Origin of the sequence: uncultured Sphaerotilus sp. (assembly GCF_963924895.1) — a bacterium.
Lineage (GTDB): Bacteria > Pseudomonadota > Gammaproteobacteria > Burkholderiales > Burkholderiaceae_C > Sphaerotilus.
Map to the genome: position 1 here is coordinate 19,159 of NZ_CAWURG010000022.1, position 23,566 is coordinate 42,724.

At 69.2% G+C, this 23,566-nt stretch carries 18 protein-coding genes and 2 tRNA genes; 12 read left to right on the plus strand and 8 right to left on the minus strand.

The features are described 5' to 3' along the window. Positions 1-10 precede the first annotated feature (10 nt). The 3 genes from AABN02_RS09140 to ispB all read right to left on the minus strand — a co-directional run bounded on the left by AABN02_RS09140 (position 11) and on the right by ispB (position 1,188). A tRNA-Pro gene (locus tag AABN02_RS09140) sits at positions 11-87 on the minus strand. 56 nt (positions 88-143) lie between these two features. After that, a tRNA-Pro gene (locus AABN02_RS09145) sits at positions 144-220 on the minus strand. Positions 221-246: 26 nt separating this feature from the next. Next, positions 247-1,188 carry an octaprenyl diphosphate synthase gene (gene ispB / locus AABN02_RS09150; protein ID WP_338414737.1) on the minus strand — a complete coding sequence of 314 codons (942 nt, stop codon included), beginning with the start codon at positions 1,186-1,188 and terminating at the stop codon, positions 247-249. 285 nt (positions 1,189-1,473) lie between these two features. On the opposite strand from ispB, the gene rplU reads away from it, so the two are divergent. The 5 genes from rplU (at position 1,474) to AABN02_RS09175 (ending at position 5,217) form a co-directional block, all read left to right on the plus strand. Further along, a complete protein-coding gene (gene rplU / locus AABN02_RS09155; RefSeq protein WP_310462275.1) occupies positions 1,474-1,785 on the plus strand; it encodes a 50S ribosomal protein L21 in 312 nt (103 codons plus the stop codon). Positions 1,786-1,829: 44 nt separating this feature from the next. Continuing rightward, complete coding sequence (rpmA, locus tag AABN02_RS09160; protein WP_338414617.1) at positions 1,830-2,087, plus strand: 50S ribosomal protein L27; 258 nt, start codon at positions 1,830-1,832, stop codon at positions 2,085-2,087. Positions 2,088-2,184: 97 nt separating this feature from the next. Next, on the plus strand, positions 2,185-3,288 hold the full coding sequence (gene obgE, locus AABN02_RS09165; protein ID WP_338414618.1) for a GTPase ObgE: 1,104 nt from the start codon (positions 2,185-2,187) through the stop codon (positions 3,286-3,288). Positions 3,289-3,322: 34 nt separating this feature from the next. Further along, positions 3,323-4,441 (plus strand): glutamate 5-kinase, encoded by a 1,119-nt coding sequence (gene proB / locus AABN02_RS09170; RefSeq protein ID WP_338414619.1) that lies wholly within the window; start codon positions 3,323-3,325, stop codon positions 4,439-4,441. Positions 4,442-4,641: 200 nt separating this feature from the next. Beyond that, positions 4,642-5,217 carry a PEP-CTERM sorting domain-containing protein gene (locus tag AABN02_RS09175; RefSeq protein ID WP_338414620.1) on the plus strand — a complete coding sequence of 192 codons (576 nt, stop codon included), beginning with the start codon at positions 4,642-4,644 and terminating at the stop codon, positions 5,215-5,217. 84 nt (positions 5,218-5,301) lie between these two features. On the opposite strand, the gene metH is transcribed toward AABN02_RS09175, so the two are convergent. After that, on the minus strand, positions 5,302-8,052 hold the full coding sequence (gene metH / locus AABN02_RS09180) for a methionine synthase (protein WP_338414621.1): 2,751 nt from the start codon (positions 8,050-8,052) through the stop codon (positions 5,302-5,304). Positions 8,053-8,333: 281 nt separating this feature from the next. Here metH and AABN02_RS09185 point away from each other — a divergent pair, with 281 nt between their 5' ends. Both AABN02_RS09185 and AABN02_RS09190 read left to right on the plus strand, forming a co-directional pair. Continuing rightward, the gene (locus AABN02_RS09185) at positions 8,334-8,744 is read left to right on the plus strand and encodes a response regulator (protein ID WP_338414622.1); all 411 of its coding nucleotides are present in this window, start codon (positions 8,334-8,336) and stop codon (positions 8,742-8,744) included. Between the two features lie 95 nt (positions 8,745-8,839). Beyond that, on the plus strand, positions 8,840-13,693 hold the full coding sequence (locus AABN02_RS09190) for a PAS domain S-box protein (RefSeq protein WP_338414623.1): 4,854 nt from the start codon (positions 8,840-8,842) through the stop codon (positions 13,691-13,693). On the opposite strand, the gene AABN02_RS09195 is transcribed toward AABN02_RS09190, so the two are convergent. Then, positions 13,639-14,712, minus strand: a complete 1,074-nt coding sequence (locus AABN02_RS09195) for a homocysteine S-methyltransferase family protein (RefSeq protein WP_338414624.1) — start codon at positions 14,710-14,712, stop codon at positions 13,639-13,641. The genes AABN02_RS09190 and AABN02_RS09195 overlap by 55 nt on opposite strands. A 128-nt stretch (positions 14,713-14,840) precedes the next feature. Between AABN02_RS09195 and AABN02_RS09200 the strand changes: the two genes are divergently transcribed. Then, positions 14,841-15,458, plus strand: a complete 618-nt coding sequence (locus AABN02_RS09200) for a helix-hairpin-helix domain-containing protein (RefSeq protein WP_338414625.1) — start codon at positions 14,841-14,843, stop codon at positions 15,456-15,458. 28 nt (positions 15,459-15,486) lie between these two features. On the opposite strand, the gene AABN02_RS09205 is transcribed toward AABN02_RS09200, so the two are convergent. The 3 genes from AABN02_RS09205 to AABN02_RS09215 form a co-directional block, all read right to left on the minus strand. Beyond that, a complete protein-coding gene (locus tag AABN02_RS09205) occupies positions 15,487-17,847 on the minus strand; it encodes an AAA family ATPase (protein WP_338414626.1) in 2,361 nt (786 codons plus the stop codon). A gap of 135 nt (positions 17,848-17,982) precedes the next feature. Next, on the minus strand, positions 17,983-18,228 hold the full coding sequence (locus tag AABN02_RS09210) for a DUF3567 domain-containing protein (RefSeq protein ID WP_338414627.1): 246 nt from the start codon (positions 18,226-18,228) through the stop codon (positions 17,983-17,985). 74 nt (positions 18,229-18,302) lie between these two features. Next, positions 18,303-19,436 (minus strand): DUF3108 domain-containing protein, encoded by a 1,134-nt coding sequence (locus AABN02_RS09215; RefSeq protein WP_338414628.1) that lies wholly within the window; start codon positions 19,434-19,436, stop codon positions 18,303-18,305. Positions 19,437-19,532: 96 nt separating this feature from the next. On the opposite strand from AABN02_RS09215, the gene AABN02_RS09220 reads away from it, so the two are divergent. The 4 genes from AABN02_RS09220 (at position 19,533) to AABN02_RS09235 (ending at position 23,495) form a co-directional block, all read left to right on the plus strand. Continuing rightward, entirely contained in the window at positions 19,533-20,381 is an 849-nt protein-coding gene (locus AABN02_RS09220; RefSeq protein WP_338414629.1) for a fumarylacetoacetate hydrolase, read from the plus strand. Beyond that, positions 20,378-21,364, plus strand: coding sequence for a TraB/GumN family protein (locus AABN02_RS09225; RefSeq protein ID WP_338414630.1), 987 nt, complete (start codon positions 20,378-20,380; stop codon positions 21,362-21,364). Before AABN02_RS09220 ends, AABN02_RS09225 begins: the two co-directional genes overlap by 4 nt. Before the next feature lie 84 nt (positions 21,365-21,448). After that, the gene (locus tag AABN02_RS09230) at positions 21,449-22,252 is read left to right on the plus strand and encodes a PhaM family polyhydroxyalkanoate granule multifunctional regulatory protein (protein WP_338414631.1); all 804 of its coding nucleotides are present in this window, start codon (positions 21,449-21,451) and stop codon (positions 22,250-22,252) included. Positions 22,253-22,283: 31 nt separating this feature from the next. Further along, entirely contained in the window at positions 22,284-23,495 is a 1,212-nt protein-coding gene (locus AABN02_RS09235) for an FIST N-terminal domain-containing protein (protein WP_338414632.1), read from the plus strand. Positions 23,496-23,566 lie beyond the last annotated feature (71 nt).

Sequence of the window (23,566 nt, forward strand, 5' to 3'; positions counted from 1 at the left end):
GTTGGTTGTCTGGTCGGGGTGAGAGGATTCGAACCTCCGGCCTCTACGTCCCGAACGTAGCGCTCTACCAGGCTAAGCTACACCCCGAAAAACAAATCGCGCCATGCGAAACCATGTGGCGCGATTGCTTTGAATTGTCTTCCTGGTCGGGGTGAGAGGATTCGAACCTCCGGCCTCTACGTCCCGAACGTAGCGCTCTACCAGGCTAAGCTACACCCCGTGTGCTGACGATCAGTCCTGAAAACTTCAGAATTGCCTGTCAACTGCCAAGACTGACAATGTTAGCAGCGCATCCTTGAATTGGGAAGGGGGAAGCGCTGAAATGTGCTGCTGCGCACGCTGCGCCTCGTCGCGCGCGGCCTGGCGGGTGGCTTCGAGCGCACCGGTGCGGCGCACGATCTGGATGATCTCGTCGAGGCGTTCGACCTCGCCCTGCTCGATCGCATGGCGGATCAGGTCGCGCTCGGCGGCGGTGCCATGGCTCATGGCGTGCAGCAGCGGCAGTGTCGGCTTGCCTTCGCGCAGGTCGTCACCGACGTTCTTGCCGAGCGCAGCGGTTGCGCCTTCGTAGTCGAGCAGGTCATCGACGATCTGGAAGGCGGTGCCCAGCGCCTGACCGTAGGCGGCACAGGCGGCCTCGGTCTCCGGCGTCGCATCCGCCAGCACGGCGCCGATGCGCGCGCTGGCCTCGAACAGCTTGGCCGTCTTGTAGCGGATGACACGCAGGTAGTCCTCGACGCTGGTGTCGGGGTCGTGCATGTTCATCAGCTGCAGCACTTCACCTTCGGCGATGACGTTGGTGGCTTCGGCGAGCACGTCGAGCACGCGCATGCGGTCGACCGACACCATCATCTGGAAGGCGCGCGAGTAGAGGAAGTCGCCGACCAGCACGCTGGCCGCGTTGCCGAACAGCGCGTTGGCGGTCTTGCGGCCGCGGCGCAGTGCCGACTCGTCGACGACGTCGTCGTGCAGCAGGGTGGCGGTGTGAATGAACTCGACGGTGGCGGCCATCTCGAAGCGCTCCGGGCCTTCGAAGCCGAGCGCACGCGCGAAGAGCAGCACCAGTTGCGGCCGGATGCGCTTGCCCCCCGCGCTGACGATGTAGTGCGAGATCTGGTTGATCAGCGCGACTTCCGAGGCCAGACGGCGGTGGATCACGGCATCAACCTGCGCCATGTCGCCGGCCATGAGTTGCGTGACGGCGGAGGAGGACGGCTTGGTGGCGGTGGCGAAGCTCACGAGGAGGGGCTGGTTGGGATGCGCAGAATCCATGGATTATAGGAACCCCGTCACAACTGCAGACAGACCCGTCGTTGACCGGGCGCACTTTGCGGCTTGTGGCTGTGATGAGAAGCCGACAGACGGATGAACATGCCGTGCAAAGCGTGGCATAATCTCGGGCTTCGCGTTTGCCGCCGGGATGTTGCCGGTGTGCAGAACGCGTGAGAACTTTACCCCCAAGAAAGGGCTGATATGTACGCGGTCATAAAAACCGGTGGCAAGCAATACAAGGTTGCAGCCGGCGAAAAAATCAAAGTAGAACAGATCACTGCGGACGTTGGCCAAGAGATCGTGATCGACCAGGTGCTCGCCGTTGGAAGCGGTGCAGAACTCCGGGTTGGCGCTCCCTTGGTTGAAGGCGCAACGGTGACGGCCACGGTGCTGTCGCATGGTCGGCACGACAAGGTCCGCATCTTCAAGATGCGCCGTCGCAAGCACTACCAGAAGCGCCAGGGCCACCGCCAGAACTACACCGAGCTGCAAATCAGCGCGGTGCTCGGCTGATCCGTCGCCTCTCCCATCCAGCACATCCTCAGAGGATCTGAACCATGGCACAGAAAAAAGGCGGCGGTTCCACACGGAACGGCCGCGACTCCCAACCGAAGATGCTCGGCGTCAAGGCCTATGGCGGCCAGGTCGTCAGCGCCGGCTCCATCATCGTGCGCCAGCGCGGCACCCGTTTCCATGCTGGCACCAATGTCGGCATGGGCCGTGACCACACGCTGTTCGCGCTGGTCGATGGCACCATCTCGTTCGCTGTCAAGGGCGCCGAGAACCGCAAGACCGTGATCGTCACGCCGGTCTGACCGACCGCGCTGCGACGCTTGCGCGCATGAAGCCCCGGCAAGCCGGGGCTTTTTTGCTTTGAAATGATCTGATGCGTCTGGACGCTGGAGTAGAAGCATGAAATTTGTCGATGAAGTCACCATCGATGTGGCCGCCGGCAACGGTGGCTCCGGCTGCGCCAGCTTCCGGCGCGAGAAATTCATTCCGTTCGGCGGCCCGGACGGCGGCAACGGTGGCCGCGGTGGCCATGTGTTCGTCGTGGGCGACCGCAACCTGAACACGCTGATCGACTTCCGCTACATCCGCCGCTACGAAGCCCGCAACGGTGAAGCCGGCCGCGGCTCGGACCAGTTCGGCGCCGCGGGTGCGGACATCGTCCTGCGCGTGCCGGTCGGGACCATCATCCGGGATGGCGAGACGGAAGAGGTCATCGCCGAGCTGCTCACGCACGGCGAAGAGATCATCCTGGCCAAGGGCGGGGATGGCGGTTTCGGCAACCTGCACTACAAGACCAGCACCAACCGCGCACCGCGCCAGAAGACCGTGGGCTGGCCCGGCGAAATCAAGAATCTGAAGCTCGAACTGCGCGTGCTGGCCGACGTCGGCCTGCTCGGCATGCCCAACGCGGGCAAGTCGACGCTGATCACCGCGATCTCGAACGCGCGCCCGAAGATCGCCGACTACCCCTTCACGACGCTGCACCCCAACCTGGGCGTGGTGCGCGTCGGCCCGAGCCAGAGCTTCGTGGTCGCCGACGTGCCGGGCCTGATCGAGGGCGCCTCCGAAGGGGCCGGTCTGGGCCACTACTTCCTGCGCCACCTGCAGCGCACCCGCGTGCTGCTGCACATGGTGGACGCGGTGCCCTTCGACGAGGGCGTCGATCCGGTCGCCCAGATCCGCGCCATCGCCAAGGAACTGAAGAAGTACGACAAGGCGCTCTACGAGAAGCCGCGCTGGCTGGTGCTCAACAAGCTCGACATGCTGCCGGACCCCGAGGAGCGCAAGGCCCGGGTGAAGGACATCGTGCGCCGCCTGCGCTGGAAGGCGCCGGTGTTCGAGATCTCGGCGCTGACCCGCGAAGGGTGCGAGCCCCTCGTCCGTGCGCTCTACCAGCATGTGGCCGCCCTCAATGCGCCCCCGATCGAGGTGCCGGACGTGCGCTTCGTCGAGGCCGACAACGAAGCCACGCCGCCCGATCCGACCGATCCGCGCTTCCGCTGAGCACACGCCACGTTTCCCTATTCGCGAGGTCGCCATGAGTGAGGTTCTGCTGAACGCCCGCCGCATCGTCGTCAAGGTCGGCTCCAGCCTGGTCACCAACGAGGGCCGCGGCCTGGACGCCGAGGCCATCCATGCCTGGTGCGTGCAGCTCGCCACGCTGGTCCGCCAGGGCCGCGAGGTGGTGATGGTGTCGTCCGGCGCCATCGCCGAGGGCATGAAGCGCCTGGGCTGGGCGACCCGGCCGAAGGAACTGCACGAGCTGCAGGCCGCGGCCGCCGTCGGGCAGATGGGGCTGGCGCAAGTCTACGAGACCAGCTTGCGCGAACAGGGCCTCGGCAGCGCGCAGGTGCTGCTCACGCACGCCGATCTGGCCGACCGCGAGCGTTACCTGAACGCCCGCTCGACGCTGTTGACGCTGTTGGGCCTTGGCGTGGTGCCGGTGATCAACGAGAACGACACGGTGGTCACCGACGAGATCAAGGTCGGCGACAACGACACGCTGGGCGCGCTGGTGGCGAATCTGGTCGATGCGGACGCGCTGATCATCCTCACCGACCAGAAGGGCCTGTACTCGGCCGACCCGCGCAAGGACCCGGACGCGAAGTTCATCCACGAAGCGGTGGCGGGCACGCCGGAGCTGGAGCAGATGGCCGGTGGTGCCGGCTCCAGCATCGGCAAGGGCGGCATGATCACCAAGATCCTGGCGGCCAAGCGCGCGGCCGGCAGTGGCGCCTCCACCGTGATCGCCTGGGGCCGCGAGCCGGACGCGCTGCTGCGGCTGGTGGCGGGCGAGTCCATCGGCACGCTGCTGGTGGCGACGACGCCGAAGGTGGCCGCGCGCAAGCAGTGGATGGCCGACCACCTGCAGCTCAAGGGCGCGGTGGTCGTGGACGATGGCGCCGCGCTCAAGCTGCGCGACGAGGGCAAGAGCCTGCTGCCGATCGGCGTGGTGGACGTGCAGGGCGATTTTTCCCGTGGTGACGTGATCGCGGTGCGCACGCAGGCTGGCGCCGAGATCGCCCGCGGCCTCGCGAACTACGCCTGCAGCGAAGCCCGGCTCATCGCGCGCAAGCCGTCGTCGCAGATCGAAGGCTTGCTGGGCTACGCCAACGAAGCGGAGCTGATCCATCGGGACAATCTGGTGCTGGTTTAGGGCGATACGCTGCCAAAAATGAAAATACACCCCCCTTGTTTGGATGGATTTTCATGAATTTTTCAATTTCGGTTGTTTTTTGGCCCCTGTCCACGGGTGGATGTTTGGCCGAGAGTCTCTAGACTTGGCAGTACCGGTTGGCGAAGTCTGTGCCCCATGCACAGACAGACGCTGACTAGAACCAAGTCAAGGAGCCCCACATGAGCCATTCTTTCCGCCAGATCACCGCTGCTGTTGCCCTGCTGTGCGCCGCCGCGGGCAGCCAAGCACAAACCATTCCGCTGATCGACCCGGGTTTCGACGCCCCGTCCCTGGGCTACCCGGCGTCGTGGTCGATCGGCAGCGGCACGCCGACGCTGATCGGCGGCACCCTGGACATCGACAGCGGCGAGTCGGTCTACCAGTCGTTCTCGGTCCTGAGCGCTGCCCTGTACACGATCAGCTTCGATGTGATGGGTGAAGGCCGTTCGCGCCTGTTCCTGTCGTCCGATGTCGGAAGCAGCGATTTCAGCTCGCCTGTGGCCACCTCGGGTGCCACGCTGAACGCGATCACCAACTGGGGTCCGGCCTGGACCACCACGTCCTACAACTTCCTGGGCCAGGCGGGTGCGTCGTACCACCTGTACTTCTCGGGCATGGGTGTCGATGGCCTGGTCATGGACAACGTGAACATCATGGCCACGCCGGTGCCGGAACCCGAGTCCTACGCGATGATGCTCGCCGGTCTGGGCGCGCTGGGCTTCATGGCCCGTCGCCGCAAGCAGTCGCAAGCCTGAGCTTGATCGATCGGGTGGCTGCGGCCACCACATGAAAAAAGCGCCTCGACCGAGGCGCTTTTTGTTTTTGTCGTGGCGGTCGATTCAGCCCAGCACTGGCGCCAGCGCCCGGCGTGCATCGGCTTCGCTCAAGGCTTGCCGTGCCGCGAAGTCGGTCAGCTGGTCGTCGCCGATCTTGCCGACGTTGAAATACGCCGATGCCGGGTGCGCCAAGTAGAAGCCGCTGACGCTGGCTGCCGGTGTCATCGCCATGCTCTCGGTCAGCGCCATGCCGATGTCGGGTGCGTCGAGCACGTCGAACATCGCCCGCTTGACGAGGTGGTCCGGGCAGGCCGGATAACCCGGCGCGGGGCGGATGCCGCGGTACTGCTCGGCGATCAGCTGCTCGTTGCTCAGCGTCTCGCCGGCGGTATAGCCCCACAGCTCGGTGCGCACACGCTGGTGCAGCCGCTCCGCGAAGGCCTCGGCCAGCCGGTCGGCCAGGGCCTTGAACAGGATGGCGCTGTAGTCGTCGAGGTCGTCGAGGAACTGGCGCTCCTTCTTCTCGATGCCCAGGCCAGCGGTGACTGCGAACAGACCGATGTAATCCGGTTTCGTGCCCTTCGGTGCGATGAAATCGGCCAGCGAGCGGTTCGGCCGGCGCACGCCGTCGATCACCGGCCGCTCCGACTGCATGCGCAGCGGCTGCCAGCGCAGCACGACCGTTTCGCGCGACTCGTCGCTGTAGACCTCGACCGTGTCGTCGTCCACCGTGTTGGCGGGCAGCAGGCTGATGACGCCGTTGGCCTGCAGCCAGCGGCCGTCGATCACGCGCTGCAGCATGCGCTTGCCGTCGCTGAACACGCGCACTGCCTCGCTGCCGACGATCTCGTCCTTCAGGATCTCCGGGAACTTGCCGGCCAGGTCCCAGGTCTGGAAGAAGGGCGCCCAGTCGATGCACTGCGCGAGTTCCGCGAGGTCGTAGTTGCGGAACACGCGCCGGCCGATGAACTTCGGTGCCGGCGGGGTGTAGCTGGCCCAGTCGACCGGCGTCTTGTTGGCGCGTGCGGTCGTCAGCGTCACCATCGGCGTGGCCTTCTTGTTCGCGTGCTGGGTGCGCACACGGTCGTAGTCGGCGTGGAGGTCGTCGATGAACTTGGTCGCGCGCTCGTCGCTCAGCAGGTCCGAGCACACGCCCACCGAGCGGCTCGCGTCTGGCACATAGACCACCGGGCCGGTGTAGTGCGGCGCGATCTTCACGGCGGTGTGGACCCGCGAGCAGGTCGCCCCGCCGATCAGCAGCGGCGTCTGGCGTTCGCGGAAGTAGTCATCGCGCTGCATTTCGGCGGCAACGTGCTGCATCTCCTCCAGGCTCGGCGTGATCAGGCCGGACAAGCCGATGATGTCCGCGCCTTCCTCGCGCGCCTTCTTCAGGATGTCCTGACACGGGACCATCACGCCCATGTTGACCACCTCGAAGTTGTTGCACTGCAGGACCACGGTGACGATGTTCTTGCCGATGTCGTGCACGTCGCCCTTGACGGTGGCGATGACGATCTTGCCCTTGGGCTTGGCTTCGCCGCCGGCATCGACCATCGCCTTCTTCTCGGCCTCGATGTAGGGCAGCAGGTGCGCGACCGCCTGCTTCATCACGCGGGCCGACTTCACCACCTGCGGCAGGAACATCTTGCCCGCGCCGAAGCGGTCGCCGACGATGTTCATGCCGGCCATCAGCGGGCCTTCGATGACGTGCAGCGGGCGTCCACCCTTGGCCGCGATGGCTTGCCAGGCTTCCTCGGTGTCGGCGTTGATGAAGTCGGTGATGCCGTGGACCAGCGCGTGGCTCAGTCGGTCGTCGACGCTCACCGGATGGTCTGCCGTGCCGCGCCAGGCCAGCTTGGCCGAGTCGTCCTTGGCGGCGCCCTTGGCGGTTTCGGCGATCTCGATCAGGCGCTCGCCCGAGTCCGGGCGGCGGTTGAGCACCACATCCTCGACGCGCTCGCGCAGCACCGGCTCCAGGTCGTCGTACACGCCGACCATGCCCGCGTTGACGATGCCCATGTCCAGACCGGCCTGGATCGCGTGGTACAGGAAGACGGTGTGGATGGCTTCGCGCACCGGCTCGTTGCCGCGGAAGGAGAAGCTCACGTTCGACACGCCGCCCGAGACCTTGGCGCCGGGCAGGTTCTGCTTGATCCAGCGCGTGGCGTTGATGAAGTCGACGGCGTAGTTGTCGTGTTCCTCGATGCCGGTGGCGATGGCGAAGATGTTCGGGTCGAAGATGATGTCTTCGGGCGGGAAACCGACCTCGTCCACCAGGATCCGGTAGGCGCGCTCGCAGATCTCGATCTTGCGGGCGTAGGTGTCGGCCTGGCCCTTCTCGTCGAAGGCCATCACGACCGCGGCGGCGCCGTAGCGCTTGACCAGCGTCGCCTGGCGCTTGAACTCGGCCTCGCCCTCCTTCATCGAGATCGAGTTGACGATGCCCTTGCCCTGGATGCACTTCAGGCCGGCCTCGATCACGCTCCACTTGGACGAGTCGATCATGATCGGCACGCGCGCGATCTCCGGCTCACCCGCGATCAGGTTCAGGAAGCGCACCATCGCCGCCTGGCTGTCGAGCATGGCCTCGTCCATGTTGATGTCGATGACCTGGGCGCCGTTCTCGACCTGCTGGCGCGCGACGGCCAGCGCCTGCTCGAACTGGCCGTTGAGGATCATCCGGGCGAAGGCCTTGGATCCGGTGACGTTGGTGCGCTCGCCGATGTTGACGAAGAGGGTGCCGGCGCCGATCTCGACCGGCTCCAGGCCGGACAGGCGCATCGGGGGAGGGGTTGTGGGTGCAACGGTAGTCATGGGCGCGGTCAAGGAGTACAGGGAGATGCTGTGGACCCCGAAGCGATGGACGTACCCGCACCCCAGGGCGGGTGGCGCGATTTTACTGAATGGCGTTCCCGGCGCGCCGCGGCCATCCGGGCGAGGGTCGAACCGCTTCGTATAAGATTTCCCGCCACAGCCGGACTCAGCGGCAGAGAGCAAAAATTCCCGGGATTCCTGCCGGACGGCGCGCGTGGGGACATGCACCATCCGGGCTTCAACATTCAGTTCGGAGCGCTCCATCCGGAGCGATGCAGTACATGGGCTCCAACCAACCGCATCTCTTGCTGGTCGATGACGACATCGCCGCGATCCAGGTCCTGGGTCGCATCCTGGCGCACTACCCCGAACAGCACTTCGCCACCTCGGGCGACGAGGCGCTCGCACAGGCCCGCGCCCGCCGCCCCGACATCATCCTGCTCGACGCCGACATGCCCGGCATGTCCGGATTCGACCTGTGCCGCCTGTTCAAGCGCGATCCGGCGCTGATGGACGTGCCGGTGATCTTCACCACGGCACACCCGAGCGTGGCCTTCGAGGTGTCGGCCTTCGACTGTGGCGCTGCCGACTTTGTCGCCAAGCCGGTGGCGCCGGACCATCTGCGCGCCCGGGTCCGCGCCCACTTGCAGGACACCTGGAACCCGTCGGGTCCAGCCGATACCGCCGAATGACGGAACGACCGTCTCCTGCTCTGCGTGGAATGCCACGATCCTGATCGTTGAGGACGATCTGAGCCAGACCAGGCCCTGAACGGCGGAGGATCGACATGTATCTGAAAACGCCTTCCCGATGGCCTGCCCGTCGACGTCCGTGGCTGGTGTGGCTGCTGGTGGTGCTGGGGTTCAGCCTGTCGATGCTGGCAGCGTGGCTGCAGGAGCAGTCGAATCGGCGCCACCTCGACGCTGTGGCCCGCCAGGAAACCCAGCGCGTGGCCGCCCAGGTGGCGTACCAGGTGCTGCGCGTGGAGCTGGGCCTGCTCGGCGCGCGCGGCGCCGCGATGACGGTGGGCTGGGAGGCGCTGACCCGCGAGGCCTTCCTGCGCTACAGCCAGTCGCGCAACATCGACGCGGAGTTCCCGGGTGTGCGCGGCATCGGCGTCATCCGGCGCGTCAGCCGCGCGCAGGAGCCGGCGTTCGTCGCCCGTGCCGCGGCCGATGGCTGGCCGTTGTTTGCCGTCCGGGCGCTGGCGCCGCACGACGACGAGCGCATGGTCATCCAGTACGTCGAACCGCTCGCCCGCAACCGCGAGGCCATCGGCCTGGACATCGGCTCGGAACCCCGCCGGCGCGAAGCGGCGCTCACCGCGCTGCGCACCGGGCGGGTCACCCTCACCGGGCCGATCACGCTGGTGCAGGCGGCCGGACAGCCGCGGGCCGGCTTCCTGATGCTGCTGCCGGTCTATCCGAACGCCCGGGTGGCCGCCGGCGATGCGGCGCTGCGGGAGGAACAGGCCCTGGGATGGACCTACGCGCCGCTGGCAGTCCAGGAGGTGCTGGCGCATCTGGACCTCGACGCGCAGGCCTGGCGCCTGCGTGTGGCCGATGTGCAGGCCGGGCAGGTCACACCGTTCCACGACACCGCGTCAGACGCCGCCTGGACGGCCCGCGCGCCGCAGTCCCAGGTCGACACCGCGGTGGCCGGCCGCATCTGGCGGGTCACGCTGCAGGCTTCGCCGACCCTGGTCGCGCAGCAGGGGCTGCTCGCTCCGCGCTGGGTGGGGCTGGGCGGGATGCTGGTGACGCTGCTGCTGGCCGGGGTGCTGCTGGCCTATCTGCGCGCCGAAGACCATGCGCGCGACCTGCGCGTCGAGCGCGAGCGCCGCGCCGTGGCCCTGCAGACCAGCCGCGATGCCGTCGTGATGGTCGATCCGCAGGGCCGGGTGTTCGACTGGAACCAGGGCGCCGAAAGGCTGTTCGGCTACGCCGCGGACGAGATCGTCGGGCAATCCGCGCCGACGAGGCTGGTGCCGGCCGCGCATCTGGCCGAGGCGCGCGATCTGCTGGCGCACGCGGCCCGTGGCGAGGCCCTGCCGGCCTTCGACACCCAGCGGCTGGACCGTGCCGGCCGGCTGATCGACGTGTCGATGCTCGCCGTGCCGCTGCGTGACCTGCGCGGGGCGTTCGCCGGGCTGGCGCTGTCGATGCGCGACATCCGCCAGTCGAAGCAGGCCGAGCGGGACATCCAGCAACTCAACGCGGCCCTGGAGGACCGCGCCATCGCGCTCAAGGCCGCGCTGACCGATGTGCAGAGCACGCTGCACGCCGTGCCGGCCCTGATCTCCTACTGGGACCCTGCCTCCAGGCTGGTGCGCGGCAACCTGGCCTGGCACCGCCAGTTCGACGCCGCGCTGGCCGCGCAGCCGGGCATGCCGTGCGCGGACCTGTTCGAGCCGCTCTATCCGCTGTTCGGGCGCTGCGTGGCGGCGGTGCTGGCGGGCCAGAAAAGTGTTTTCGAATGCAGCCTGCGCGCGCCGGGCGAGAACACGCTCTGGCACGCGCAGGTCGAACTGCTGCCGGACCTGCGCGACGGCCAGGTGGTCGGCTACCACCTCGTGCTGCAGGACATCACCCAGCAGGCCCTCGACAAGGCCCGGCTCGCCGCGGCGCTGCGCGAGAGCGAGGCCTTCCTGAACACGGTCCACACCCACGCGCTGGTGTCGGTGACCGACCGTTCGGGCGTCCTCCTCGACGCCAACCCGAACTTCTGCCGCATCACCCAGTACCCCCGCGAGGCGCTGCTCGGCCAGAACCACCGGATCGTCAACGCGGGCCGCCATTCGCGCGATTTCTGGCTCCGCATGTGGCAGACGATCGGCCGCGGCCGGCCCTGGCGTGGCGAGATCTGCAACCGCGCCCGCGACGGCAGCTTGTACTGGGTGGACGCGATGATCGCGCCGATCCCCGGTGCGGACGGGCTGATGGACCGCTTCATCGCCATCGGCACCGACATCACCTCGCGCAAGCGGCTGCAGATCGAGGTCGACCGGGCCCGCGAGCAGGCCGAGGAGCGCGAGCGTTTCCTGCACGACATCACCGACAAGGTGCCGCTGCGCATCGCCTATGTGGACAGCGCGCTGCGCTTGCGTTTCGTCAACGCGGCGCTCTGCCTGCGCTTCGGCCGGCCGCGCGAGCAGATCGTCGGCCACACCTGGGACGAGCTGACCGGGAAGCCCCTGCCGGCGGCGGTGCAGGCCCATGTCGCCGCGGTACTCGACGGCCAGCCGCAGCACTACACCTTCGAGGAGCTGGACGAGGCGACCGGGCAGCGCGCGTACATCGAGGCCCAGTTCGTGCCCGACATCGACGCCAGTGGCGACGTGCGCGGCTTCTACACCGTCAGCAGCGACATCACCGCCCGCCACGAGGCCGACCGGACGCTGCGCCGCACGATGACGCTGCTGCACTCGGTGCTCGACGCCTCGTCGGAGGTCGGCATCATCGCCACGGACGCCGAAGGCAACATCCAGGTCTTCAACCGGGGGGCCGAGCGCCTGCTCGGCCGGACCGCCGAAGAGATGATCGGCCGCAAGTCGCATCTGGCCTTCCACGACCGACCGGAGCTGGACCAGCGCCGCGCGGCCCTGTCCGACACGCTGGGCCGGCCGGCGACGGTGGCCGATGTCTTCACCGACCCGGTGTGGCTCTGCCGGTCGCGCGAGTGGACCTATGTGCACCAGGACGGGCACCACGTGCCGGTGTCGCTGATCCTGACGCCGATGGCGATCGGCTCGGGCGGGGTGACCGGTTACCTGGCGGTGGTGATCGACATCACCCGGCGCAAGGAAACCGAGCAGCGGCTGGAGCAGGCCACGGCGCGTGCCGAGGCGGCCAACCGCGCCAAGAGCGAGTTCCTGGCCAACATGAGCCACGAGATCCGCTCGCCGCTGAACGCGGTGCTCGGCCTGACCTACCTGCTGCGCCAGACCGCGCTTGACAGCGAGCAGCGCACCTTCCTCGACCGCATCAAGCTCGCCAGCGACGCGCTGCTGCACACGGTCAACGACGTGCTGGATCTGTCCAAGGTCGAGGCCGGCCAGTTCAGCCTCGTGCAGGCGCCGTTCGACCCGGGCCAGACCGTCTCGGACCTGGTGGCGGTGATGGGGGTGCACGCCCAGGGCAAGCGCCTGCCGATCCGGCTGCAGCGGTCGCCCGCGCTGCCGCGCTGCGTGGTGGGCGACGGGATGCGGCTGTCGCAGGTGCTCACCAACCTGCTGTCGAACGCGATCAAGTTCACCGAGCGCGGCCAGGTCGATGTTGTCGTCGACTGGCGGCCGGGTGACGCTGGGCAGGGCACCGTGCGCCTGGAAGTCACAGACACCGGCATCGGCCTGGACGCCGAGGCGATCCAGCGGGTCTTCGAGCCTTTCGTGCAGGCCGACAGCACCACCACGCGCCGCTTCGGCGGCACCGGGCTGGGGCTGTCGATCGTCCGGCAACTGGTCGGGCTGATGGGCGGGCGGCTCGGGGTCGACAGCACGCCGGGCGTCGGCAGCACCTTCTGGGCCGAGATTCCGTTCGAGGTGGACGCTGCGGTGCAGGTGCGCCGCGCCGCGGACCGGGTGCTGGCGAGCGACGCGCTGGCCGGCCGGACGATCCTGGTCGTCGACGACAGCGACGTCAACCGCGAGGTGGCCCGCCGCATCCTCGAACGCAAGGGCGCGCGCGTGGTGCTGGCCGAGGACGGGGCGCAGGCCGTGGAGCTGATGCGGCGTGGCCGGCACACGGTCGATCTGGTGCTGATGGACATCCACATGCCGGTCATGGACGGCTTCGAGGCGACCCGGACCATCCGCCGCACGCTGCAGCACACCAGTCTGCCGATCCTGGCGCTGACAGCGGGCGTGACCAGCGACGAGCGCGAGGGTGCGCAGGCCGTCGGGATGGACGATTTCATCACCAAGCCCTTCGACCCGGACCGGCTGCTGCAGGGCATCGTGGACCGCCTCGGTCTGGAGCCGTCTTCCGATGCGGCCACAGTGGCGGAGCCTGCGCCGCCCGCCGTGCCGGCATCGGTCTGGCCGGAGATCGCCGGCATCGACACGGACCGCGCGCGCCTGCACCTCAGCCAGGACCTGGGACTGTTCGTCCACCTGCTGCGCCGGTTCTTCGGCATCTGCCGGCCACTGGCACCGGGCGCCGATCTGGACGATCCCGACGAACGGGCCCGGGCCGTGCATGAGGCGCATCTGCTGAGCGGCAATGCCGGCACGCTGGGCATGACGCGGCTGCACGCGCTGGCGGTCGAGCTGGAGGCGCGTCTGCGCGACGGCGCGGTGCCGCAGGCCAGCGTGCTGGTCGAGCCGATGCAGGCGGAGTGGGACCGGCTGCAACAGGCCTGTGCCGACGTTCTGGCCACGGCGCCGGAGGCGGCCGATCCGGGCGAGGGACACGCCGATGCCAGCGTGGACATCCCGCCCGACGCGCTGGAGGCGCTGATCGGCTGGCTCAACCGCCGCAGCATGCGCGCGACAGGCGCGTTCGCGGCGCTGGCGCCGGCCCTGCGTGCCCGGCTGGGTTCGGCGGACTTCGTGGCGCTGAAGGAGGCGGTCGACAACCTCCGTTTCGCTCAGGCCGCGGCGGTGCTCTCCGCGCTGAGCAAGGCGCTGAACAGCCGGTCCTGAAGGCCACGCGGCCGGTAGGCGCTGACCCGCTGGGCGATGGCGCGGATGTGGTCCGGCGTCGTGCCGCAGCAGCCGCCAGCGATGTTCAGGAAGCCGGCCTTGGCGAACTCCTCGACCAGCGCGCCGGTGATCTCCGGCGTCTCGTCGAAGCCGGTGTCGCTCATCGGGTTGGGCAGGCCGGCGTTCGGGTAGCAGGAGATGAAGGTGTCGCCCGCGATGCGCGACAGCTCCTCGATGTAGGGCCGCATCAGCGTGGCACCCAGCGCGCAGTTCAGTCCGATGGCGATCGGCTTCGCATGGCGCACGCTGTTCCAGAACGCGCCCACCGTCTGGCCGGAGAGGATGCGGCCCGAGGCGTCGGTGACGGTGCCGGAGACGATGACGGGCAGGCGCTCGCCGGTGTCCTCCATCAGCTCGTCCAGCGCGAAGATGGCCGCCTTGGCGTTGAGCGTGTCGAAGATGGTCTCGACGAGGAAGAGGTCAGCGCCGCCGTCCAGCAGCCCCTTGGCCTGCTCGTAGTACGCGGCGCGCAGCTCGTCGAAGCTGGTGTTGCGGGCGCCGGCGTCGTTGACGTCGGGGCTGATGCTGGCCGTGCGCGGTGTCGGGCCGAGGGCGCCGGCGACGAAGCGCGGCTTGTCGGCGGTCGAGAACTGGTCGCAGCAGGCGCGGGCGAGCTTGGCCGCGGCGACGTTCATCTCGTAGGCCAGTCCGCCGAGGTCGTAGTCTTCCTGCGCCACGCTGGTGGCGCCGAAGGTGTTGGATTCGATGATGTCCGCGCCCGCGGCGAGGTACTGGCTGTGGATCTCGCTGATCACGTCCGGGCGGGTCAGCACGAGCAGGTCGTTGTTGCCCTTGAGATCCTTGCCGTGGTCGAGCCAACGTTCACCGCGGAAGTCCGCTTCGGTGAGCTTGTAGCGCTGGATCATCGTGCCCATCGCACCGTCGAGGACAACGATGCGCTGGCGCAGCAGCTCGGGCAGCCGGGTGGCGCGGGTGTAGGCGGTGGTGGGGGCAGTCATGCCCGGGATTGTAGGGAAGTCCTTTTCGCCACAGTTTCCGGCGTGTTCAGGATCAAACCATCCCTAAGTCGGTCTCGGGAACGCCGCGGACCGCACAATCTGGAGGTCATTTTTTGCGAGGCAATGCCATGAGCTTCATGACCTTTCCCGAGACCGACACCCTGCAGCGTGATGCTGCGGCTGCGGTCCCCGCCCTGGCGGATCTCTATGCAGATCTGTTCGCCACCGCCCTGACACCCTGGACCTGGGCCAGCGCCTGGTGGCAGCCCTGGACGCTGCTGGACATCCGGCTGGAGCTGATCCCGGACACCCCCGCACCCGCCGCCGCACCGACCTCCGCGTCGGCGCCCGATTTGGCGGTGATCGAAGTGGTGCCGGTGGTGGTGCCCGAGGCGGCAACTGCGACTGCGACTGCAACTGCAACTGCAACTGCAACTGCAACTGCAACTCCACCTGCAACTGCAACTGCAACTGCAGCAACCGCCGCCGCCGCCGATGACCTCCGGCGCATCGAAGGCATCGGCCCGAAGCTCGCGCTCCAGCTGACCGAGGCCGGCATCACGACCTTCGCGGCGCTGGCCGCGATGCCGGTCGAGCGGCTGGAGGCGCTGATCGCCGCCGCGGGCGCACGCTTCAAGCTGGCGCGCCCGCAGACCTGGCCGGAGCAGGCCGCGCTGCTGGCAGCCGGGGACGACGCCGGATTCGCCGCACTGGCCGCCCGATTGAAGAGCGGCAAGCGCGCCTGAACCCCGCCGCAGCGTGGCGCAGGCGGGTTCAGTGCATGAACCCCATGCTGCGCCGCTCGCGCACCTGCGGCTTGACGCGGTGCTCGCCTTCGATCTGCGACAGGAACTCGTCCGCGTCGAACGCTTCGCCGAGGATGTCGACCTGCCGGCGTACCGCGGCAAAGTCGCCGCAGGCCAGTTGATCGAGCGTAGACAGGCGCTGGCGCTGCTCGTCGGTCAGCCGCGCCGCATCGCCGTCCAGCGCCTCGGCCACGAACATGCGCACGCGCTGTTCGCTGGTCAGCGGGTTGAAGCGGATCTTGAAGGTGAAGCGCCGCAGCGCCGCCTCGTCCAGGTCCTCGAACAGGTTGGTCGTGCAGATGAAGACGCCGCCGAAGCGCTCCATGCCCTGCAGCATCTCGTTGACCTCGGTGACCTCGTAGGTGCGCTCGGCGCGCTTGCGGCTGCGCAGGAAGCTGTCGGCCTCGTCCAGCAGCAGCACGGCCTGTTCCGCCCTCGCCTCGTTGAACATCTTGGCCATGTTCTGCTCGGTCTCGCCGACGAACTTGCTGACCAGATCGCTGGCCTGCCGGACCATCAGCGGGCGGCCCAGTTCCCGGGCGATGTGCTCGGCCAGCGCGGTCTTGCCGGTGCCGGGCGCACCATGGAAACACAGCGCGCCATGGCCACGCCGCTTGAGCGCCTCGACGATGCGCGGGATCTCGAAGCGGCTCTCGACGTTGAGCAGGCTCAGGTCGTAGGTTGTCACCGCCGGGCGGGCGCGGTCCTGCTGCCGATCGACGGTGCCGAGCGCGTGGTCGGCGTGCGCGATCTGGCGCTCGATCAGGGCTTCGATCGACTGCAGCGGCGCGGCCCCCTGCGCGTCGCCGATCAGCTTGGCGAAGCGCACGGCGGTGCGGATCTGCGCGGGGGTCAGGGCCTTGCGCTGCGTCAGCCTCTCGACGAACTCGGCGCTCACCGGCGTGTCGCCAAGCGCGCGCAGCACCAGCGCCTCGCGCGCCCCAGGCGGCGGCGAGGTCAGCTCCAGGTGGTACTGGAAGCGGCGGCGGAAGGCCGGGTCGATCTGCTCGATGCGGTTGGTCACCCAGACCACCGGCACCGGGTTGGTCTCCAGGATCTGGTTCACCCAGGCCTTGCCGTTGACGGACGAGCTGCCGCCGTGCGGGGTATCGCTGCTGTCCATGCGCGCCATGAGCTGCGCGGCGTCGGAGGAGATCGGCGGGAACACGTCCTCCACCTCGTCGAACAGCAGCGCCACGTTCGGGCTGGCCTTCAGGAAGACCTGGCTGATCTGCAGCGAGCGGTAGCGGTCGCGGCCGGAGAGCGAGTTGCCGTCGCGGTCGGCGTATTCGACCTCGTACAACTCCAGCCCGGCGGTCTGTGCCACGACCCTGCCGAGTTCGGTCTTGCCGGTGCCGGGCGGGCCGTACATCAGCACGTTCACGCCGGCCTCGCGCCGCTCGACCGCGTTCTTTAGCAGCGCGATCAGCACGTCCACTTCCTCGCCGACGAAGTGGAAATCGGCCGGTGTCAGCTCGCTCTTGGTCGCCGGCCGGGTGAACACCGCCATCAAGTCCTGCGGGTCGCGGTACTCGCGCATCAGCACTGGCGGGAGCTGGTCCGACACCTTCATCAGGTCGGCCAGGTCGGTGATGTTGTGCTCGGAGATCAGGTTCTCGATCATGCCGATGCGCTCCAGTCGCGAGCCGGCGCGCAGGGCTTCGGCCACGTCGCGCTGGTCCACGCCGGCCACTTCGGCGATGGTGGCGTAGGCCTCCTGTGCGCTGGAGACCTTGAACTCGACCAGCAGTCCGCGCAGGTCGCGCTGGTAGCGGGCGAGGGTGCCGTACAGGATCAACGCCCGCTCGGCCGGGTTGAGCTGCAGCAGGCCGGCGAGCACCTCGACGTTCTTCTCGACCAGCGTGGCGCTCTCGCGCAGGTGCTGGCCCAGCCATTCGCCGGTGGTGCCGAGGACCGCCATCAGGTCCTTCGGCACGTCCTTGACGTACTCGTCGAGGTAGAAGAAGAGGGTGCCTTCCTCGTAGGGGCCACGCCACCAGCCGTGCTTTTCGAGGAAGGCGACGTCGTCGAGCGCTTCATGGCCGGTCCAGGCTTCGTGCTCCTTGACCCGGCGGCCGAGGAACTCGCGCAGGCGGCCGAGCACGGTGACGGGCCAGACCAAGTGCCTGGCTGTCAGCGCGAGCAGGCTGTTCCAGTCGCGCCGGCCGGCGAAGCGGCTGGCCTGGCGCAGCGTGAGGGTCAGGACGAAGTGCGAACACAGTTGGTCGAGCACCGGCGCATCCTGCAGGCCGGGTGAGAGCAGCACGGGCGCGCCGCCGGGGCGGCTGCGGGAGCGGCGGACAGTCTGCCTGGACACTTCCTTGCGCATGCAAGCTCCTCGGGATCGTTCAAGGACGGACACGCGGCCATCTTCGCGCCAATGGCCGATCAGGCGCAAGTCGCAAATCGGGCCCGGGCCTCGCCGTTTACCCGCCGTTGCACTCGCGCCCGGACTGGATGCGCTTCAGTGGAGCACGACGGGGTGGTGGGCCAGCGTGGTGTAGCCGGCCAGGAAATCGTCGATGCGTGCTTCGTCATCGGTCTGGCTGATGAGGTATTCGACGCCGGCCTGGAAGTGGTCGGCCAGCAGTCCGCCGAGGTAGATCTCGCGCCGGCTGGTCTTGTCGACGATCTCGAAGCCCTGACCGGCCGCGGTGTTCCCGGCAAAGCGCATGACGGCGAAGTTTTCCGAGTTGTAGAGCATGTGCATGGTGCAGTCCTCCTGGCGATGGTTGGGGGGCAGGTGGGGCGGTGACCGGTGGTTTCAAGCGTCCGGTGCTGGCGTCAGGTGGGTTGCAGTCCGTCGAGGGTCAGCTCCAGCGGCTCGCCGGACGACTCGATGATCTGGATGCGCACTGGCCAGTGCTGCTGGCGGGCGTCGATCCAGACCTCGGCGCGGGTGTCGCGCGGACCGTCGGGTTCGCGGCGCAGGTGCCACAGGCCGCTGGCGTCCTGGCCCTCGATGGTGAACACCCAGCGCTGCACGTCGCCGCCCGTGCTGGCCACGTCCATCGCGAGGCTGCTGCCGGGGCGCCACTCGCCGCCCGGGGGTGAGGCCATGCGGGTGGCGAGCTGGGCGATCCAGCTCAGCCGGTCCTGGGCGCCGGCGCGCAGGGGTTCGTCGCCTTCGCGGGCAGAAAACAGGATGCGCGGCGGCCCCTGGTCGCGCACGAAGCTGACCGCGCGCTCGCTGCGCCGCAGTCGGCTTTCGGTATGGCGCAGGGGGGCCAGGCCGCTGGCATCGATCCGGCCTTCGCTGGTTTCCAGGAAGATCTGCCCGAACACGGGCACCCGCGCCTCCAGCCGCATCCGGTAGGTGCTGCCATCGCGCAGCCAGTCGATCTGGCCGCTGCCCGACAGGGCGCCTTTTTTCATGCGGTAGTGCAGGTGCACCGATGGGGGCGTGGTCAGCGCGGTCGAGGCCGCGGCGGCAGGAGCTGGGCGGGTGGCGCTGCTGCCGGGCGTTGCCAGCGCGAGCAGACGCGGTGCGGGGTCGGCCGCGGCCTCCGGGCTGGCCTCCACGGGCGCGGGTTCAACGCGGTCTTCCGCGGGTTCGGCCGACCGTGCCGATGCGCTCGGGGTGGTCGGGGCGATGGCCGCCACGGGCTGCGTGGGCCGGTGATGGGGCTTGGCCGGCGCAGCGACGCGGTGGATGGCGGGCACGGGCACGGGCGCTGGTGCCGGCTCCGGGGTGGCCACCGGACGTGGCACCTCGGGCGCCGGCAGCGCGGTGATGCGTGTCGGCACGGGCTTTGCAGATCCGTCGGTCGCCACCGGCAGACTCCAGGCATCGATCACCCAGAGATGGGCGCCAAGCACCGCCGCCAGCGTCAGACCCAGCACCGGGCGCACACCGCCGGAGCGCCGCGCAGGACGGGCGGCGGGGGCAGTGCGCGGACGGGAGCGGGCAGCGGACATGGGTGCAATCTACATCGGATCGGTGAAGGCCCGTCCTCAACGCGCGAGTCGGGGCCTGCGGTGACAGGCGCGCAAGCTGCGTGCCATCATCGCTGCATGAAACTCGCGACCTACAAGGACGGCTCCCGCGACGGCCAGCTCGTGGTGGTGTCCTCCGACCTCACGCAGGCTCACCACGCCAGCGGCATCGTGACGCGGATGCAGCAGCTGCTCGACGACTGGAACTTCCTGGCCCCGCAACTGCAGGACCTGGCCCGCACGCTGGCGCAGGGCAAGGCGCGGCACGCCTTCCCCTTCGAGCCGCGCATGTGCATGGCGCCGCTGCCGCGTGCGTTCCGGCTGGTCGACGCACAGCCGCCAGCCAGCGACGAACTGGCGGGAGACACCATGGCCGGTGCGCACGACGCGCTGCCCTTCGAGGCGACCGCCGGGCAGGACGGGGCGCCGGAGATCGACTTCGGCGCACAGCTGGCCGTGGCGCTCGGCGATGTGCCCCGGGGTGCCGCGGAGGACCAGGCGCGTGACGGTGTGCGCCTGCTGCTGCTCGGCAACCACTGGCAGCGCCGGTGCGAGGGCGTGCGCGCCGTCTCGTCGCTGGCCTGGGCGCCGGTGGCGGTCACCCCGGACGAACTGGGGCGCGCCTGGCACCGCGGGCGGCTGGCGCTGACGGTGTGCGTGGCGGTTGATGGCCGTGCGCTGGCGCCGGTCGAGACAGCCAAGGTCGGCACGCCGGACGCCGGGGTGCTCATCGCGCAGCTGGCGCGGCACCGGGCGGTGTCGGCGGGCACCCTGCTGGCGCTGCCGGGCCTGCCCCGCACGGTGCTGGAGGACGCGTCCGGCATGGCGCAGGTGGCCATCGAGGCCTTCGACGCGCAGGGGCAGTCGGTGTTCGGCGCGCTCTGCCAGCCGAACCGGAGCGCGGTGGACGCAGCGCCTCCGGGATGACCATGGCCCTGCCGCGCGGACTGCCTCGCTGGTTGACGGGACTCGTCTGGGCCTGGTGCGCCGCGACGGCACAGGCCGGCACGGCGGCGGGCGCTGCGCCGGATTGCCCGGCCGCGCCCGTGCCCTTCAGCGCTGCCGAGCTGCAGGCCGCCGAGCAGGTGCCGCAGGACCACGGCCTGCTGTGGCGCATCGAGAAGGACGGCCGCGCCTCCTACCTGTACGCGACCATCCACCTCGCCCGCCGCGAGTGGGCGCTGCCGGGGCCGCAGGTGCGGGCGGCGATGCAGGCGGTCGACCGGGCGGCTTTCGAGCTGAATCTGCTGGACCCTGAGGTGCTCCGCCGCTTGCAGCGTGCCGCCCAGGCGCGCCCCGGCGGGCCGCGCCTGCCCGCCGCGGAGGCCCGGCAGATCGAGCAGGCGGCGCGCGAGGCCTGCGTGCATGGCAGCCTCGACGGACTGCGGCCCGAGTTGCAGGTGGTCACGCTCGTTTCACTGGCGTTGCGCCGGGAGGGGCTGGATCCCGCCTGGGGCATCGATGCCGGGCTGATGCGCCGGGCCCGTGACCTCGGCCTGCCGATCGTGTCGCTGGAGACCCCCGAGCAGCAGATGGCGCTGATGGTGCACGACGCGCCGTCCGCGGCGCTGGCCGCCGTCCGCCAGGGCCTGCGGGAGCTGGGCAGCGAGGCTTCACGCGCGGTGGTGCAGCGCCTGGTCACCGACTGGGCCGAGGCCCGGCTGGACGATCTGGAGGCCTTCGCCAGCTGGTGCGGCTGCCAGGACTCCGACGCGGACCGCGCGCAGCACCACACCACCGTCGACGCCCGCAACCCCGCGATGGCCGACCGCATCGCCGCGCTCCACCAGCGCGGGCACACGGTGTTTGCCGCCGTCGGCGCGCTGCACATGATCGGCCCGGCCGGCTTGCCGCAGCAGATGGCGCGCCGCGGTTTCCGGGTGCAGGTCCTCCCGCTCGATCGTCAGTGACACTGGGGGGATCGCTCGGCACAATGGGCTGGCAGCGTGCGACTGCCACCCCGTACCACCGACCCAGATCCCGAGGAAAACAAGATGTCCGACCCCCATTCCTTCACCGACACCTTCAGCAAGTTCGTTCCTGGCTTCGAGTTCCTCCAGGGACTGGTCAAGAACGCCGGGCAGACGCTGCCCAGCATCGGTCAGTGGGTCGCGCCGACGCTCGACCCGGAGGAGCTGGACCGCCGCATCAACGAGCTGCGCACGGTGCAGTTCTGGCTCGACCAGAACGCCCGCATGATCGGCACCACCGTGCAGGCGCTCGAAGTGCAGCGCATGACGCTGGGCACGCTCAAGACCATGAACGTGCAGATGGGCGATCTCGGCGAGGCGCTCAAGGTGCGCTCGATGGCCGACATGTTCCAGACGGCGGCATCCGCTGCGGCACCGTCCCCCGCGCCCGCGCCCGCGCCGGCACCTGCCGCTGCCGCTGCCGCTGCCGCTGCCGCTGCCGCTGCCGCTGCAGAGGCAGGCACTTCCGGGCCGGTCGATCCGATGCAGTGGTGGGGCGCGCTGACCCAGCAGTTCACGCAGCTGGCCACGCAGGCCATGCAGGCCACCTCCGAAGCCACGAACGAGGCGCAGGCCCGCGCTGCCGAGGCCCTCAAGGCGACGACCGCAGCGGCAGCCGAAGCGCAGGCCCGTGCGTCCGAGACGATGGCCGAGGCGGTCAAGGGCGCGGTGAGCACCGCGGCGGAGACGGTGGCCGCTGCGAAGCCTGCCACGGCCCGCAAGGCGGCCCCGAAGCCGTCGGCTGCACCGCCTGCCCCCGCTGCGGCCGAGGCCACCAAGAAAGCGCCGGCCAAGAAGGCGCCCGCCCCGAAGTCCACCAAGGGCTGAGCAGGCGTTCCCGCGCCTTGACCGCTGATCCATGCACACCTTTCTCACCGCACACGCCACCCATCCCGACGCGCACATGGCGCTGGCGCTGGTGGCGGCCCAGATCGATGCCCAGCGGGCATCACTGTCCCCACCCGCAGACGCCCCCGCGGACTTCACGCTCGGGCTGGTCTACATCACCGACCACTACGCGCCGCAGGCCGATGCGCTGCTGGCCGAGTTGCGCCAGCGCTGGCCTCGGGTGTCGTGGGTCGGCGGGGTGGGCATCGGTGTGGCGGTCAGCGGGGTCGAGTACTTCGACGAGCCTGCGCTGGTGCTGATGCTGGCCGATCTGCCGCCGGGCAGCTTCGAGCTGTACAGCGGCGAGCGGCCGCTGGTGCGCAGCGATGCCCACACCGCGCTGGTGCACGGCGACGGCCAGACGCCCGACATGGGCGAGCTGATCGTCGAGCTGTCGCAGCGCACCGCCAGCGGCTACCTGTTCGGCGGGCTGATGGCCTCGCGCGGGCGCAGCGTGCAGTTCTGTGCGCCGGCGGTGGTGGCCGGCTCGGCCGCACTGTCCGGGGTCTACGAGGGTGGGGTGTCCGGTGTGGCGTTCACGCGCGAGGTCGGGCTGCTGTCGCGGGTGTCGCAGGGCTGCCAGCCGATCGGGCCGGTGCGCGAGGTGAACGAGGCCCGCGACCACATCGTCGCGGTGCTGGACGGGCAGTCGGCGCTGTCCTGCCTGCTGCGCGACCTGGACATCGACCTCGACCGGCCGCGCGAGGCCGTGCCGCGCCTGCGCGCCACGCTGGTCGGGCTGACCGACGCGCAGGACGACGTGTTCAGCCGCGGCAGCCAGTTCGGCAGCGACACCCGCGTGCGGCACCTGATCGGGCTGGACCCGATGCACCACGCCGTCGCGGTGGCCGCGCAGGTCGAGCCGGGCATGAAGCTGACCTTCTGCACCCGCAACCCCGAGGCAGCCCGGCGCGACCTGATGCGCATCTGCGCCGAGATCCGCGAGGAGCTGAGCCCCGATCCCGACGACGGCGGCGCACCCGCCCGACGCATCGCCGGCGCGGTCTACGTGAGCTGCTCCGGCCGGGGCGGGCCGCACTTCGGTGGCCCTTCCGCCGAGTTGCAGATCGTGCGCCACGCGCTGGGTGACGTGCCGCTGGTCGGTTTTTTCGCCGGAGGCGAGATTGCACGGCATCATCTGTACGGATACACCGCCGTCTTGACGGTCTTTCTGCATTCTTGACCGACGGGCACTGGAATGGGGGTCCCGACCCATTACAGTGCGGCCCACCGATGAGGTGGCCGCTCGGGCTG

Excerpts from the sequence above, each read along its gene's own strand:
- ispB (WP_338414737.1), bottom strand. The coding sequence starts at position 1,188 with ATGGCCGGCGACATGGCGCAGGTTGATGCCGTGATCCACCGCCGTCTG.
- AABN02_RS09225 (WP_338414630.1), top strand. The coding sequence starts at position 20,378 with ATGACCATGGCCCTGCCGCGCGGACTGCCTCGCTGGTTGACGGGACTC.
- rplU (WP_310462275.1), top strand. The coding sequence starts at position 1,474 with ATGTACGCGGTCATAAAAACCGGTGGCAAGCAATACAAGGTTGCAGCC.
- AABN02_RS09195 (WP_338414624.1), bottom strand. The coding sequence starts at position 14,712 with ATGACTGCCCCCACCACCGCCTACACCCGCGCCACCCGGCTGCCCGAG.
- metH (WP_338414621.1), bottom strand. The coding sequence starts at position 8,052 with ATGACTACCGTTGCACCCACAACCCCTCCCCCGATGCGCCTGTCCGGC.
- AABN02_RS09235 (WP_338414632.1), top strand. The coding sequence starts at position 22,284 with ATGCACACCTTTCTCACCGCACACGCCACCCATCCCGACGCGCACATG.
- AABN02_RS09210 (WP_338414627.1), bottom strand. The coding sequence starts at position 18,228 with ATGCACATGCTCTACAACTCGGAAAACTTCGCCGTCATGCGCTTTGCC.
- AABN02_RS09220 (WP_338414629.1), top strand. The coding sequence starts at position 19,533 with ATGAAACTCGCGACCTACAAGGACGGCTCCCGCGACGGCCAGCTCGTG.
- AABN02_RS09215 (WP_338414628.1), bottom strand. The coding sequence starts at position 19,436 with ATGTCCGCTGCCCGCTCCCGTCCGCGCACTGCCCCCGCCGCCCGTCCT.
- rpmA (WP_338414617.1), top strand. The coding sequence starts at position 1,830 with ATGGCACAGAAAAAAGGCGGCGGTTCCACACGGAACGGCCGCGACTCC.
- proB (WP_338414619.1), top strand. The coding sequence starts at position 3,323 with ATGAGTGAGGTTCTGCTGAACGCCCGCCGCATCGTCGTCAAGGTCGGC.
- AABN02_RS09185 (WP_338414622.1), top strand. The coding sequence starts at position 8,334 with ATGGGCTCCAACCAACCGCATCTCTTGCTGGTCGATGACGACATCGCC.
- AABN02_RS09205 (WP_338414626.1), bottom strand. The coding sequence starts at position 17,847 with ATGCGCAAGGAAGTGTCCAGGCAGACTGTCCGCCGCTCCCGCAGCCGC.
- AABN02_RS09175 (WP_338414620.1), top strand. The coding sequence starts at position 4,642 with ATGAGCCATTCTTTCCGCCAGATCACCGCTGCTGTTGCCCTGCTGTGC.
- obgE (WP_338414618.1), top strand. The coding sequence starts at position 2,185 with ATGAAATTTGTCGATGAAGTCACCATCGATGTGGCCGCCGGCAACGGT.
- AABN02_RS09230 (WP_338414631.1), top strand. The coding sequence starts at position 21,449 with ATGTCCGACCCCCATTCCTTCACCGACACCTTCAGCAAGTTCGTTCCT.
- AABN02_RS09190 (WP_338414623.1), top strand. The coding sequence starts at position 8,840 with ATGTATCTGAAAACGCCTTCCCGATGGCCTGCCCGTCGACGTCCGTGG.
- AABN02_RS09200 (WP_338414625.1), top strand. The coding sequence starts at position 14,841 with ATGAGCTTCATGACCTTTCCCGAGACCGACACCCTGCAGCGTGATGCT.